9 protein-coding genes and 1 pseudogene are annotated in these 14,012 nt (G+C 69.5%); 4 read left to right on the top strand and 6 right to left on the bottom strand.

Annotated elements, in window-relative coordinates; all coding sequences use genetic code 11:
* Window position 1: 1 nt before the first annotated feature.
* Genes meaB through mutA form a run of 3 tightly spaced genes read right to left on the bottom strand, consistent with a single transcriptional unit; the run spans window position 2 to window position 5,171 of the window.
* Complete coding sequence (gene meaB / locus AC0LPE_RS11185) at window positions 2–1,051, bottom strand: methylmalonyl Co-A mutase-associated GTPase MeaB (protein WP_088899304.1); 1,050 nt, start codon at window positions 1,049–1,051, stop codon at window positions 2–4.
* Between the two features lie 7 nt (window positions 1,052–1,058).
* Window positions 1,059–3,305 carry a methylmalonyl-CoA mutase gene (scpA, locus tag AC0LPE_RS11180; RefSeq protein WP_106199843.1) on the bottom strand — a complete coding sequence of 749 codons (2,247 nt, stop codon included), beginning with the start codon at window positions 3,303–3,305 and terminating at the stop codon, window positions 1,059–1,061.
* The gene (gene mutA, locus AC0LPE_RS11175) at window positions 3,306–5,171 is read right to left on the bottom strand and encodes a methylmalonyl-CoA mutase small subunit (RefSeq protein ID WP_106199845.1); all 1,866 of its coding nucleotides are present in this window, start codon (window positions 5,169–5,171) and stop codon (window positions 3,306–3,308) included.
* Between the two features lie 277 nt (window positions 5,172–5,448).
* On the opposite strand from mutA, the gene AC0LPE_RS11170 reads away from it, so the two are divergent.
* Window positions 5,449–6,120, top strand: a complete 672-nt coding sequence (locus AC0LPE_RS11170) for a TVP38/TMEM64 family protein (RefSeq protein WP_016693116.1) — start codon at window positions 5,449–5,451, stop codon at window positions 6,118–6,120.
* Here AC0LPE_RS11170 and AC0LPE_RS11165 read toward each other — a convergent pair.
* Both AC0LPE_RS11165 and AC0LPE_RS11160 read right to left on the bottom strand, forming a co-directional pair.
* Entirely contained in the window at window positions 6,099–9,866 is a 3,768-nt protein-coding gene (locus tag AC0LPE_RS11165; protein ID WP_490606215.1) for an amino acid adenylation domain-containing protein, read from the bottom strand. The genes AC0LPE_RS11170 and AC0LPE_RS11165 overlap by 22 nt on opposite strands.
* 163 nt (window positions 9,867–10,029) lie before the next feature.
* Window positions 10,030–11,331 (bottom strand): annotated as a pseudogene (locus AC0LPE_RS11160) (condensation domain-containing protein); the annotation flags it as partial.
* A 546-nt stretch (window positions 11,332–11,877) separates the two neighbouring features.
* Here AC0LPE_RS11160 and AC0LPE_RS11155 point away from each other — a divergent pair.
* The 3 genes from AC0LPE_RS11155 to AC0LPE_RS11145 all read left to right on the top strand — a co-directional run bounded on the left by AC0LPE_RS11155 (window position 11,878) and on the right by AC0LPE_RS11145 (window position 13,757).
* Entirely contained in the window at window positions 11,878–12,582 is a 705-nt protein-coding gene (locus AC0LPE_RS11155) for a DUF6875 domain-containing protein (RefSeq protein ID WP_159418400.1), read from the top strand.
* Window positions 12,583–12,663: 81 nt separating this feature from the next.
* Window positions 12,664–13,245 (top strand): hypothetical protein, encoded by a 582-nt coding sequence (locus tag AC0LPE_RS11150; RefSeq protein WP_120282510.1) that lies wholly within the window; start codon window positions 12,664–12,666, stop codon window positions 13,243–13,245.
* Window positions 13,242–13,757 carry a hypothetical protein gene (locus AC0LPE_RS11145; protein ID WP_120282509.1) on the top strand — a complete coding sequence of 172 codons (516 nt, stop codon included), beginning with the start codon at window positions 13,242–13,244 and terminating at the stop codon, window positions 13,755–13,757. The genes AC0LPE_RS11150 and AC0LPE_RS11145 overlap by 4 nt, the downstream gene beginning before the upstream one ends.
* A gap of 17 nt (window positions 13,758–13,774) precedes the next feature.
* On the opposite strand, the gene AC0LPE_RS11140 is transcribed toward AC0LPE_RS11145, so the two are convergent.
* Window positions 13,775–13,984, bottom strand: coding sequence for a hypervirulence associated TUDOR domain-containing protein (locus tag AC0LPE_RS11140; protein ID WP_006551530.1), 210 nt, complete (start codon window positions 13,982–13,984; stop codon window positions 13,775–13,777).
* Window positions 13,985–14,012: the final 28 nt, after the last annotated feature.

The raw sequence follows: 14,012 nt of genomic DNA, 5'->3' as shown, positions 1-14,012 counted from the left end.
ATCAGGAGTCCTCGCCGGACGTTCCGGGGTCGTTCACCCCGTCGAAGGCGTCGAGCAGGCGTTGCGCGGCGAGCGCGGCGGTCAGCGAACCGTCGCGCACCCCGGCCTCGACATCCTTGCGGATCGCCCGCACGCGCGGGGAGGTCTCGAGACGACGCAACAGCTGGTCGTGCACCATCGTCCACGTCCAGTCCACCTGCTGACGGCGCCGGTTCTCCTCGAACATGCCCGCCTCGGTGAGCACCTTCTTGTGCTCGAGCACGGTGTCCCAGAAGGTGTCCAGACCGTTGCCGGTCATGCCGCTCATGGTGATCACCGGCGGCTTCCAGATCGCGTCGTGCGGATGCACCATGCGCATCGCGCCGGCGAGTTCGCGGGCGGCGACCCGCGCGTCGCGTTCGAACTCCCCGTCGGCCTTGTTGACGGCCACCAGGTCGGCGAGTTCGAGCACGCCCTTCTTGATGCCCTGCAACTGGTCGCCGGTGCGGGCCAGGGTCAGGAAGCAGAAGGTGTCGACCATGTTCGCCACGGTCACCTCGGACTGCCCGACACCGACGGTCTCGACGAGGATCACGTCGAAACCGGCGGCCTCGAGCAGCACCATCGTCTCGCGGGTGGCCTTCGCGACCCCACCGAGCGTGCCGGCCGAGGGCGACGGGCGGATGTAGGCGTCCCGCTGCACCGCGAGACGCGCCATCCGCGTCTTGTCGCCGAGGATCGAACCACCCGTGCGGGTCGACGACGGGTCGACGGCCAGCACCGCGACCCGATGCCCCTGCTCGAGCAGATACATGCCGAGCGCATCGATGAAGGTCGATTTGCCGACACCGGGCACACCCGTGATACCGACACGAATCGCGTTGCCCGCCTTCGGGAGCAGGCGCAGCAGCAACTGCTGCGCCCGCTCCCGATGGTCGTCGCGGGTCGACTCGATCAGCGTGATCGCCCGCGCGAGGCCGGCCCGCTCGTTGGCGAGCACGGCCTCGGCGAGGGCGTCGACGTCGATCTGCCGTCGGCGGGTCTGCGCGGCGCCGGCCGAGGTGTCGCTCATGCCGACGTCAGCCTCCGAGGTGGTGGCCGAGCTGCGCGGCGAGCTTGGTCAGCAGACCGGTCGCCGCATCCGCGATCACGGTGCCGGGCGGGAAGATCGCCGCCGCACCCGCCGCGTAGAGCTCGTCGAAGTCACCCGGCGGGATGACACCACCGACGACGATCATGATGTCCTCGCGGCCCACCTCGGCCAGTGCCTGCTTGAGGGCAGGGACCAACGTCAGGTGACCCGCGGCCAACGACGACACGCCGATGACGTGCACGTCGTTGTCGGCCGCCTGCTGGGCGACCTCTTCGGGGGTCTGGAACAGCGGTCCCACGTCGACGTCGAATCCGAGGTCGGCGAAGGCCGTGGCGATCACCTTCTGGCCTCGGTCGTGACCGTCCTGGCCCATCTTCGCGACGAGGATGCGGGGGCGACGGCCCTCCTCCTCGGCGAACTTCTCGACCAGCTCGGTCGCGGCGGTGATGTTGGTGGCCTTGCCGGCCTCGTCGCGGTACACGCCGCTGATCGTACGGATCTCCGCCTGGTGACGGCCGTAGACCTTCTCCAGGGCGTCCGAGATCTCACCGACGGTGGCCTTCGCGCGGGCCGCGTCGATGGCCAGCGCGAGCAGGTTGTTGTCGAGACCCTGGCTCTGCGCACCGGCGGCGCGGGTGAGCGCGTCGAGGGCGGCGCGAGTGGCCTCCTCGTCGCGGTCGGCGCGCAGCTGTTCGAGCTTGGCCAGCTGCTCGGCCCGCACACGCGAGTTCTCGACCTTGAGGACCTCGATCTCGTGGTCCTCGGTCACCTGGTACTTGTTGACACCGATGACCGGCTGGCGACCCGAGTCGATGCGCGCCTGGGTGCGGGCGGCCGCCTCCTCGATGCGCAGCTTCGGGATGCCCTCCGAGATCGCCTGTGCCATACCGCCGGCCGCCTCGACCTCGGCGATGTGGGCGCGGGCCTTGTTGGCGAGCTCGTGGGTGAGCCACTCGACGTAGTGCGAGCCGCCCCACGGGTCGATGGGCCGCGTGGTGCCCGACTCCTGCTGCAGCAGCAGCTGGGTGTTGCGGGCGATGCGCGCCGAGAAGTCGGTGGGCAGCGCCAGCGCCTCGTCGAGCGCGTTGGTGTGCAGCGACTGGGTGTGGCCCTGGGTCGCGGCCATCGCCTCGACGCAGGTGCGGGCGACGTTGTTGAAGACGTCCTGCGCGGTGAGCGACCAGCCGGAGGTCTGCGAGTGGGTACGCAGCGACTTCGACTTCGGGTTCTTCGCCCCGAACTTCTCGACGAGCTCGCTCCACAGCAGGCGACCGGCGCGTAGCTTCGCGACCTCCATGAAGAAGTTCATGCCGATCGCCCAGAAGAACGACAGGCGCGGCGCGAACTTGTCGACGTCCATGCCCGCGTCGAGTCCGGCGCGGATGTACTCCATGCCGTCCGCGAGGGTGTAGGCGAGCTCGAGGTCGGCCGTCGCGCCGGCTTCCTGGATGTGGTAGCCGGAGATCGAGATCGAGTTGAAGCGCGGCATCTTCGCCGAGGTGTAGGCGAAGATGTCGGAGATGATCCGCATCGACGGCTTCGGCGGATAGATGTAGGTGTTGCGGACCATGAACTCCTTCAGAATGTCGTTCTGAATGGTTCCGGCCAGCTGCTCGGGCTTGACGCCCTGTTCCTCCGCCGCCACGACGTACAGCGCCAGGATCGGCAGCACCGCGCCGTTCATGGTCATCGACACCGACACCTGCGACAGATCGATGCCGTCGAACAGCTGACGCATGTCGAGGATCGAGTCGATCGCGACACCGGCCATACCGACGTCACCCTGCACGCGCGGGTGATCGGAGTCGTAGCCGCGGTGCGTGGCCAGGTCGAAGGCCACCGACAGACCCTTCTGACCGGCGGCGAGGTTGCGCCGGTAGAAGGCGTTGGACTCGGCGGCGGTGGAGAAGCCGGCGTACTGGCGGATGGTCCACGGCTGGTTCACGTACATCGTCGGGTACGGCCCGCGCACGAACGGGGCGATACCCGGGTAGCTGCCGAGCGGATAGCCCTCGGCGACGACGGCGTCGCGGTCGGCCTTGGTGTAGACCGGCTTGACGTCGATGCCCTCGGGCGTCGACCACACGACGTCCTCGGTGCTGTAGTTGTTCGCCTCGGCGACGGACTCGACGAGCGCGGCGGCCTGCTCCGCGGTGGGAGCAGTGGGCGCCGGCGCTGCCGGGTCCGTCAACGGGACGTCGGCGAAGCTGCCGATTTCGTGTTCGATGCTCACTTACGCTCCCAGAGTGTTCAGCAGGTCGGTGAGGGCGGCGACGGCGTCGATGCGCGCGGTGAGGAAGCCGTCCGGACGATCGTCGCCCTGTGCGTCCTTCACGGCCTTCTCCGGTCCGGCCAGCAGCACCGTCGTGATCCCCGCCGCACGCAGCGCAGCGGTGGCCGTACCGGCCTGCTCGCCGTAGCGGGTGTCGGTGCCGCACAGCACGGCGACGGACGTTCCGGTGTCGCCCACCAGGGACGACAGGTCGGCGTCGATATCGAGCGGTCCGGGATTGACCGCTTCGATGCCACCGGCGGCGAGCAAGTTCGCCGCGAAGGTCGCACGCACGTTGTGCTCGGCGATCGGTCCGAGCGGGGCGAGCAGCACCCTCGGCCGGGCACCGTGCGAGGCCAGGTAGGTGTCGGAGCGGTCGCGCAGGGCCTCGAACGGCGCGGCGTACCGCGCGGCGGACGCGCCGGCCTCGGCGACACCGACCGGCAGCGGCTTCTCGGCCAGGTTCGGGAACTCGTTGACACCGGTCACCGAGAACTTGCGGTGCGCGATGTCGGACTCGCGGCGGGCACGCGTCTGCGCGACACGCTCGGCGATCAGCCCCGACTCGAGAGCGGCGCGGTAGCCACCGGCCGCCTCGATCTCCTGGAAGAAGCCCCACGCCTTCTCCGCGATCTGCGCGGTCAGTTCCTCGACGTACCAGGAACCGGCGGCGGGATCGAGGACACGACCGAGGTTGGACTCCTCGAGCAGCAGCAGCTGGGTGTTGCGGGCGATCCGGGCGGAGAACGCCTCGGACACCTCGAGCACACCGGCCGGCAGCGCGGAGTCGAACGGCAGGACCGTGACGGCGTCGGCGCCACCGACACCCGCACCGAAGGCGGCGAGGGTCGTGCGCAGCATGTTCACCCACGGATCGCGCTGGGCCATCATCGCCGCCGAGGTCACGGCGTGCTGCGGTGCGTTGCCGGCCTCGGGGGCACCGGCGACCTGGGCGACGCGCGCCCACACCTGACGACCCGCGCGGAACTTGGCGATGGTCTGGAACTGGTCGTCGGTCGCGGCGAGACGGAACTCGAGCTGGCCGAGCGCGGCCGCGACGGGAACCCCGGCGTCGACGAGTGCTCGCACGTAGTCGAGGCCGGCAGCGATCGCGGCGCCGAGCTCCTCGGCGTCGGACGAACCGGCGTTGTGGAAGGCGGTGCCGTCCACGGTGAGGGCACGCACCGCTTCGGTGCGGTCGGCGGCGGCCCGGGCCAGCTCGACGGCCTCGGCGAGGGGCACGTCGGGACGCTCGGAGAACGCGCTGGTGAGCGGCGCTGCACCGAGGAAGATGCGCACGGCGGTGCGGTCCTCGATGTCGGTGCGGTTGTCGAGCACGGCGTACACGGCGGTGGTCGCTGCGACCGCGTCGGCACCGGCGTCGAGACGGACCGGCGCGAGGTCGAGGAGCACACCGCTCAGCGCAGTGTCGAGCGCGTCCACGGGGACCGCGCCGGCGCCGAGACCGAGCCACACCGAGCTGACGCCGTTGTTCAGGGCGTCGAGGATGCGCTCGTTGACCGAGGCCGCGTCGGTGCCGGTGAAGCGGACGTCGACGAGCCAGCCGGTGTTGACGTCGCGCGTGGACGAGCCGCCGCGGACGAACGGGAACTCACCGGGCAGCGGCGCTTCGTCGCGCTCGTCGCGGACGCCGTACAGCGGCGCGACGGTGACGTCGTCGTAGGTCGTGGTCTCGAGCAGACGCTGCGGCTCGGGTCCGAGTTCGGCCGGGTCGACGCGTCGGGACTTGGCCAGCACCCCCGCCACCGCGTCCTGCCACTGCGCGTATGCGCGCGCGGCATCCTCGGCTTCTGCAGCTAATGACACGGGCGATTCCTCCTACTGCGGGTTTGCAGGCTTTGTACGGACGGCGTTGTCGGCCGGAGGTGGACAACCTCGAAAAGGGTAGGTTGCCTTCGGTGTGATGCTATCCCCACACACCGCGCGGTCGTTGTGGGGATCACCACAGTTTTTCTAGCGTTCGATAACGACGTCCTCGACCGGAACGGTATCGTGCCGGCTTCCTCACGTTGCTCGCGGGGAAGCAGACACTGCTCGGCCGGTAGTGTGGACGCTCGTGACGAGGCTTGCCGCAGACCGCAGAGTGCTCGGCATCCTGGGCCTGGTGGCGGCGCTCGTCGTCGTAGCTCTCGTGGTGCCGCATCCGACGATCGCCCAGATCCGGGAGTGGTCCGAATCGGTGCACGGCCCGGCACTGGTCCTGGCGTTCTTCGCCGTCCACGCCCTGGTCACGATCGCCCCGATCCCGCGCACGGTGTTCACCCTCAGCGCCGGCGTGCTGTTCGGCAGTGCCGTCGGCATCGGCGTGACGGTCGCCGCCTCCACGGTCAGCGCCGTCCTCGCGTTCCTGCTCGTGCGGGCCGTCGGACGCAAGGCCGTGGAATCGCGTCTCACACACCCGGCGGCGAAAGCGATCGATCTGCGGTTGGCACGCCGCGGATGGCTCGCGGTCGGCTCGTTGCGGTTGATCGCCGCCGCCCCGTTCTTCGTCGTGAACTGTTGCTGCGCCGTCTCGGCGGTCCGCCTCGTCCCCTACACGCTCGCGACGGTCGTGGGCATCCTGCCGGGCACCGTGGCGGTCGTGCTCCTCGGCGATGCCCTGACCGGGCAGACCGATCCGCGACTGATGGTGATCACCGGGGTGTGCATCGCACTCGGTCTCGCCGGGCTGTTGCTCGAGGCCCGGCTCCCCGAGCCCGCCGGTTCGGCGCTCGACGCCGTCGTCGATCCGGATCAGGACCCGGCGGCGAGATAGTCCGCCAGGATCGGGCCGAGGACAGCGAGCACGGCCGGGGTCATCATCTCCAGATGGTCGCAGTCGATCGTGTGCTCGGTGATCGTGCCGGACACCCACGGCCGCCACAGGGCCGGTGACGCACCGTCACCCGTGCCGAGCGATCGCGCCGCGGCGACGAACAGCAGGTCGCCGTCGAAACATCGCAGCTCGAGTGTCGGCGCGGCCCGATGGACGTGCGCGTAGGCCGTGAGGATCCACTCCAGGTCGGCGGTGGACAGTCCGGTCTCGTGCCCGAGACTGCGGTTCACCGCGTCGAGCAACTGTTCGGAGGTCATGTCGTCCGGCCTCGCGCCGGGCAGTTCGATGCCCAGGCCCGCCAGCAACTCCGCGTGGGTATGGGCACGTCGTTCGCGTTCGAGCGGGTAGTAGTCGAGGACGACCAGGTCGACGGACTCCCCCGCGGCGCCGAGTTCGACGCCCATGTGATGGGCGATCAGTCCGCCCTGGGACCAGCCGAGCACGGTGTAGGGACCTTGCGGTTGCACGGCCCGCAGCTCCTCGACGTAGCGGTGCGCCAGTTCGGCGGGCGTCGCGTCGAGGGGTCCGCCGGAGAGGTACGGCAGTTGCAGTCCGTACACCGGCCGATCCGGCAGGTAGCGCAGCAGTCCCGCGTACACCCAGGACAAACCGATCGCGGGATGCACGCAGAACACCGGTGGGCGGTGACCCTGCCTTCGCAGGGGGATCAGCATATCGAACATCCCGGTCGCCGGAGCAGCGGTCGCCGGCGGCTCGTCGAGGTGATCCGCGAGCCCGGCCGGTGTGGGGTCGAGGAAGACCAACGACAGCGGAACGTCCCGGCCCAGCTCGCTGCGCAGCTTCGATGCCACGGCGGTCGCGGCGAGCGAGTTACCGCCGAGGTCGAAGAAGTTGTCGTCGATCCCGATCCGGTCCCGTTCGAGGACGGAGGCGAACGCGCGGGCGACGACTCCTTCGGTCTGTGTACGCGGCGCCCGGTAGGCGGCCCCGACGGGCGCAGCCGCCGGCAGCGCCGACCGGTCCACCTTCCCGCTCGGGGTGACCGGCAGCCCCGGCAGCACGACGATGACCGATGGGACCATGTACCGCGGCAACCGGGTGGCGGCGAAATGCAGGATCTCGGGCGCTTCGACCGGAACGGCCCCGGCGGGCACCACATATCCGACGAGCCGGTCGCCGCTGCCGTCGTCACGCACCACCACGACCGCCTGGGCGACGGCCGGATGCCGGAGCAGTGCCGCCTCGACCTCCTCGAGCTCGATGCGCAGACCGCGCAGCTGGATCTGGAAGTCACTGCGCCCGACGTAGACGGGTTCGGTGCCCTGCGCGGTGCGGGTCCAGCGCATCAGATCCCCGGTGCGGTACATCCGGCGCCCCGGTGCGCCGAGGGGGTCGGCGACGAAATGCGTCGCGGTCAGGCCGGGTTGTCCCGCATACCCGCGCGCCAGACCCGGTCCGGTGAGGTACAGCTCCCCCACCGCGCCGCCGGCCACGGGCTGGAGGTACGAGTCCAGCAGGTATTCGTCGAAACCGGGCATCGGCGGTCCCACGGTGGGGTTCTCGCCGGGGATGAGCGGATCGAGCAGGTTCGACATCACCGTGGCCTCGCTCGGACCGTAGCCGTTGACCATGTGACGACCCCGGGCCCACGTCTCCACCAGGGACGGCGGGCACGCCTCCCCACCCACGCTCACGAAGGTCAGAGCCGGCAGCGCGTCCCGATCCAGCGTCGCCAGCACCGCTGGCGTGGTGTACAGGTGGGTGATCTCCTCGTCGGCGAGCACACGCTCGAGGTCGTCACCGGCGGCGATACCGGGCGGCACCACGACGAGCCGCGCCCCGGCCGAGAACGCGACGATCGTCTCCAGCAATGAGGCATCGAACACCGGCAGCATCGCCTGCGCGACACGCGACTCGCGGTCGGCGACCGTCGAGAGCCGATCGACCAGCTCGGCGATGCCGCGATGCGTCACGGTCACCCCCTTCGGCGTGCCCGTCGATCCGGACGTGAAGATCACGTACGCCGTGTTGTCGGCACGCACCGGCGCGCGGCGGTCGATGTCCGGCTCCGGCGTTGCCGGCGCACCGTCGAGCTCGACGTCCCGGACGGGAACGACGGATACCCCGCCGGGCACCGCTGATTCGGGTCCGTCGACGAGCACGCAGAGCGGTGTGACCGTCCGGACCATCGCGGCGACACGGTCACAGGGTTGGTCGGGGTCGACGGGCACGTAGACGGCACCGGCGCGGACGACGGCGAGCATCGCGACGACCCGCAGGAACGATCGCCGGATCGCCACCACGACGGTGGTCTCCGGTGCCGCTCCGCGGGAGACGAGCAGATGCGCGAGCCGCTGGACCCGCTCGTCCAACTCCGCGTAGGTCCACTGCCTGCCCGCATCGACGACGGCGACGGCCTCCGGAGACCGCGACATCCAGTCGTCGACGATCTCCGTCCATGTCCGCGAAGGCGCGGTGCCGGGAGCGGACACGACCGGCACCGCGTCCCCGAACAAACGGAGGCGGCCGAGCGGCACCTTCGGCCGGTCGACGACGGCCTCGAGGACCTGAGCGACCTGCGACACGATCGCGTCGGCCGCGGCCGCGTCGAACAGGTCCGGGCGGTAGCTCAGTCGCAGCCGCAGCGCGTCGTCGACGTGTGCGATCAGGGTCAGCGGATAGTGGCCGGAGTCGTGTCCGGTGACCTCGCGCACCTGCATGCCCGCGATGTCGACCGCATCGGACAGAGCGGCACGGTCGACCGGATACGACTCGAACACCGTCAAGGTGTCGAACCCCGCGGCGGGGCCGGCGGCCTGCTGGATCTCCGTGAGGCCGAGGTGATGCCGGTCGAGCAGTGCGGTCTGTTCGGCTCGGATCCGCTCGACGAGCTCTGTGAGAGTCTCGTACGGGTCGAGCCGGACCCGCACGGGAACGGTATTGACGAACAGGCCGATCATCTCCTCGACCCCGTCGACCTCCGCGGGCCGCCCGGAGACGGTCGATCCGAACACGACGTCGCGCTGCGAGGTGAGCTTCGCCAGCACGATCCCCCACGCGACCTGCACCACCGTGCCGACGGTGACCCCGTGGTCCCGCACGAAGCCCTCGAGGCGCCGGGTGTCCGCCGGATCGAGTGCCCAGGTGGTCTCCTCGGACAGGGCCTGCACGGAGGTCTGCTCGGCGTCCGGGGCGACCAGCGTGGGCCGATCCGGGCCGGCCAGGTACCGCGACCAGGCATCGCGGGCGGGTGCCGGGTCCTGCTGCACGAGCCACCGCACGTAGTCCCGGTAGGGACGTGCCGGCGGGAGAACCCCGGTGTCCGCGTCGGTTCCGTACAGCACGAGGAGTTCCTTCAGCAGCAGCGGCGCCGACCAGCCGTCGAGCAGGATGTGGTGGTTGGTGAACACCAACCGGTGATCGTCCGGTCCCATCCTGACCAGGCTCAGGCGTACCAGCGGTCCGTGCGCCGTGTCGAAACGCTGCGTCCGGTCCTCGGTCTGCAGTCGGACCAGTTCCGCCGCACGGTCCTCGGGGTCCAGGTCGCTCAGATCCAGCTCACGCAGCGGCAGTTCGACCGACGCCTGCACGACCTGCACGGGCGGGGGCTGCCCGTCGAAGACGAAGTTCACCCGCAGGTTCGGATGCCGCGCAGCCAGGGCGGCCACCGACCGCCGGAGGCGTCGCGGATCGACGACACCGCGCAGGTGCAGGGTCAGTTGCACCGTGTACGCGTCGATCGAATCGTTCCGGAGGGCATGGAACAGGAAGCCGGTCTGCAGGGGGGGTGAGGGGCCACACGTCCTCGAGGCCGGGATAGCGGCGCGCGAGCTCGTCGAGGCGTTCCTGGCTCAACGGGACCAGCGGCAGATCCGAGGGGGTGTGTCCTCCCGCGCCCGGTTCGGCGACGTGCCGGACGAGGCCGCTGAGCATGCGTCGCCACCGTTCGGCCAGATCCGACACCTCCGGGCGGGTGATGACCCCGGTCGGATAGGCGAGATCCGCGCGCAGCACCGGACCGTCGGCGGTGTCGACGACCATGGCGTTGACGGAGATCACCGCCGGTACCGGCTGGGCGGGATCGAGGCCACCGCCGAATTCGATGTCCGTGACGGCATCCGGCAGCGTGCTCCGGCCGTGGAAGTTGAAGGCGAGCCGGGGCGCCGGCAGGGGCTCGAGCGCAGCGCGGCCCTCGTCGTCGAGATACCGCAGCATCCCGTATCCGATCCCGTGGTCGGGAACGGCACGCAATTGTTCCTTGACGGTCTTGATCGCGGCCCCCGCTGCGGTACCGCCGCGTGCCACGGCCTCCACGTCGATACCGGTCAGGTACAGCCGCACCGGATAGGCCGCGGTGAACCACCCGACCGTCCGGGACAGATCGGCTCCCGGTACGGCCTGCTCCTCCCGGCCGTGCCCTTCCAACCCCACCAGCACCTCGGCAACGCCGATCCCGCGCTCGGCGCGGTATGCGACGACGGCTCCGGTCAGGGCCGCGAGAAGACCGTCCATCACGCTCCCGTGGAAGGCCGCCGGAAGGACGGTCAGCAGCGCTCCGGTGGCCGGGGTGGGAATCTCGACGGTGACGGTGTCGACGGTGGCCCCGACGTCGACCGCGGGATCCAGCTCTCTGGCGCCGAGCAGCGGATCCGGACCCGACAGCGTCGAGATCCAGAACGGCAGTTCGGCCGCACGCGTGCCACGGCGGGTCGCCTCGACGAGACCGTGCGCCCAGCGGCGCATCGAGGTGCCCGTCGGTGCGGGATCCGGAGCGAGTCCGTGTTCGAGTCGAGCCGCCGCAGCAGCGAGGTCGCCCAGCAGGATCCGCCAGGAGACACCGTCGATCACGGCATGGTGTGCCACGAGCAACAGCCGCGAGGCGGGCCCCGCCTCGAATTGCACCGCCTGCAACATCACTCCCCTGCCGGGATCCAACCGTCCGGTCGCGGCAGCGTGCTCGGCGGCGGCGATCGCGGTGAACCCGGGCCCCGTCAGATCGTCGACCCGGACGCGACGCAGGATCGACGACGCCGAGACGGATCCGACCGGCCGTGTCTCGAGACGCAGCTCGTCGGTCGCTCCGGACTCCGCGTGGAGCCGCGCCCGCAGCATGTCGTGCCAATCCACGACCGCCTGCAGCGCCGCGAGAAGGTCGGCCTCGCGGAGTCGGTCCGGCAGCGGAACCGACACCGATTGACAGAAGCCCGGATACGTTCGGCCACTCCCGAGCAGCCACCGCAGTATCGGGGTGAGCGGAACGTCGCCGACGCCACCACCCGGCAGTTCCTCGAGCGTCAGCGTAGGACGGGGACGGGGTTGCTGCAATGCTGTGCAGCAGAACGAGATCGAGATGCGACCAGGACATGACGCAGAGGACGACGCTCGCACATCCCGACATTCGGCATTTTCACGCCATAAACCTTGGGTTTGTTTGATGGGATGGATAGAAACCCTCCGTCCGCGCTATGCTCATTTTACAAACTTAGAATACAAAACTTTCGGTAAACTCCGGACGAAGGGGAATTCACGCCCGGTCCGACGGTCGCACGAGCACGGGACCCGCGAGAGCGGACGATGCACGAGGCCGGGCCGGAACAGTCGAACATTTTGCGCTGCAACAGTTTCCACTCGTCGTATGCCTGCTGCGCGAAACAGCCTTCCGACAATCCTTTCCAAGAACCTTCCCCGGTTCCCACAGACACGCGACATCCATCCCCCTGGAGGGAGGAAGCGCAGATGCCGATCCAGAGACGAGTCGGGCCTCGTTCGGGCACGGTCTGGGTGGACCTGTTCGGTGAAACCTCCGAGTACGCAGACGAAGCGAGCGCCCACCTGTTGAGAACGTGGGCGAGTGGGTATCTCACCGAACCCAACCCCGACCTCGGCCGCAGCGGGCCCGTCTGCCCGTTCGTTCGTCCGTCGATCGGCAAGCAGCTCTTCGGAGCCGCGTTCGTCCACGGACCCGCAATCGACGCCGGGGCACTCGGCACGATCGTGGAGGACCAGTTCGACCTGTACACGACGCTCTCACGCGAGGACGATCGCGACCGGAGCCTGAAGACGCTCGTGACCGTACTGCCCGACCTCACCGGCTTCGAGGTGATCGACGTCGTCCACGCGGAATTCAAGTCGCGGTTCGTCGAACACGGTTTCATGCTCGGCCAGTTCTACCCGGGCTGCACCCAGCCGGGTCTGTGGAATCACGACTTCCATCCGCTCGACGCCCCGTTGCCGATGCTGGTCGCCCGCAACATGATGACGACCGATTTCCCGTTTCTCGTCGGTCGCCAGGAATGGCTGTGCGCCTACTTCAAGAAGTTCGCCCCGGCACTGCCGTCGACACTCCGCCTCACCATCGCGAAACGGATGAAGTACGACGGCGATGCGGTGGACGCGATCACCGCACATCATGAGCTGACGGGGAACGAGCCGGCCCGCTAGCCCGTACGCATCGCCGCGCGGCACCCGATTCGTCAAGCTTCAGGTCTTGATTATCCGGAATCAAGCCCTCACACTTGACACATGTTCGTCTTGACGGTCGACCAACGGGGCAGCCGCCGCGATGTCGACCGCGTGGCGGACCTCCTCACCGCACTGCAGGACGTTCCGTTGGTACGGCCCTTCGATCGCACCGCGGGCGACGAGGTCCAGGCCGTCGCGGACGATCCCGCTCTCGTCGTCGATCTCGTCCTAGACCTCCTCCGAAGGGAACGCTGGAGTATCGGGGTGGGAATCGGCCCGGTGGAGACCCCGCTCCCCGAGCAGACACGCGCCGGCCGCGGACCCGCCTTCGAACATGCCCGCACCGCTGTCGAACGCGCCAAGAGCGCACCCGGGCAGGTCGCGGCCGAAGGTGACGACCCCGAGGCCACCGCCGATGTCGACGCCGCGCTCACCCTGCTCGCCACCGTCGTCCTGCGCCGCACCGAGCAGGGGCACGAGGCGGTCGATCTTGCTCGCCAGGGTCTGTCGCAGGCGCGGATCGCCGAGCGTCTCGACATCAGCAAGCAAGCGGTATCCCAGCGCCTCGCCACCGCCGGGTGGCAGGCCGAACTGGCCGGACGCGAACTCGTGCGCCGACTCCTGGAAAGGGCCGATCGTTGACCGTCCTCTCACTGGTGTGCCTGGCCGTCGCCGCTCTCGCACCCACGCTCGCGCTGCGCCCGAGCCTGCCGGTGTGGCCGGCCGCCTCGCTGAGCCTCGCGGGTCTCGCCGGTGCCGCCCTCGCCGCCACCGCGACCACACCGGTTCAGGGAGTCGCGCTCGCGGCCACGCTGATCCTCACCGCCACGGCGGCGATCACCGGGGGCGGACCCGCGGTCCTCGTGGCTTTCCGGATCGCGCGCCGGCAACCCGACGCCGGTCCCGAGCCCACCCCTCCCCCGGGCCCGCTCCGCGGCGGACGCGTCATCGGCGTGCTCGAACGCGGAGCGGTCACCGCCTCCGTCCTCGCCGGATGGCCCGAAGGGATCGCCGTCATCATGGCCGTGAAGGGCCTCGCCCGTTATCCCGAACTACGCGAACCGAATGCTTCCGAACAGTTCATCATCGGCACGTCCACCTCGGTGCTGTGGGCGGTCGCGGTGTGCGGTGTCGGGCAGGCGCTGATCACCTGACGCCGGGATCTCCACCGTCAGGTCTTCTTCAGCGCACTGCCCTTGTGCATCGCGACGTGATCGGTCTTGTCGCTCCGGATCTCGTACTGCGGCTCGTCCTCGCTGCACCGCCGCGTGCGTCCCTTGAACTCCACGTCCTCCGTGTGCTTCGCGATGATCACACCCTCGACGTATCCGGCCTCGGAGTTCCATCGGACGTGGTCACCGACGGAGAAGTGGGTCGCCATGTCGTCGTCCTCCCGCTCGGCCCGCTTC

This window comes from Rhodococcus sp. S3, assembly GCF_058211795.1.
Note: the sequence above shows the minus strand (reverse complement) of the source record. Positions and strands in the feature narration are given on the sequence as shown.

Coding starts and splice junctions, on each gene's coding strand:
- AC0LPE_RS11140 (WP_006551530.1), bottom strand. CDS start 13,984: ATGGCGACCCACTTCTCCGTCGGTGACCACGTCCGATGGAACTCCGAG.
- AC0LPE_RS11150 (WP_120282510.1), top strand. CDS start 12,664: ATGTTCGTCTTGACGGTCGACCAACGGGGCAGCCGCCGCGATGTCGAC.
- meaB (WP_088899304.1), bottom strand. CDS start 1,051: ATGAGCGACACCTCGGCCGGCGCCGCGCAGACCCGCCGACGGCAGATC.
- AC0LPE_RS11155 (WP_159418400.1), top strand. CDS start 11,878: ATGCCGATCCAGAGACGAGTCGGGCCTCGTTCGGGCACGGTCTGGGTG.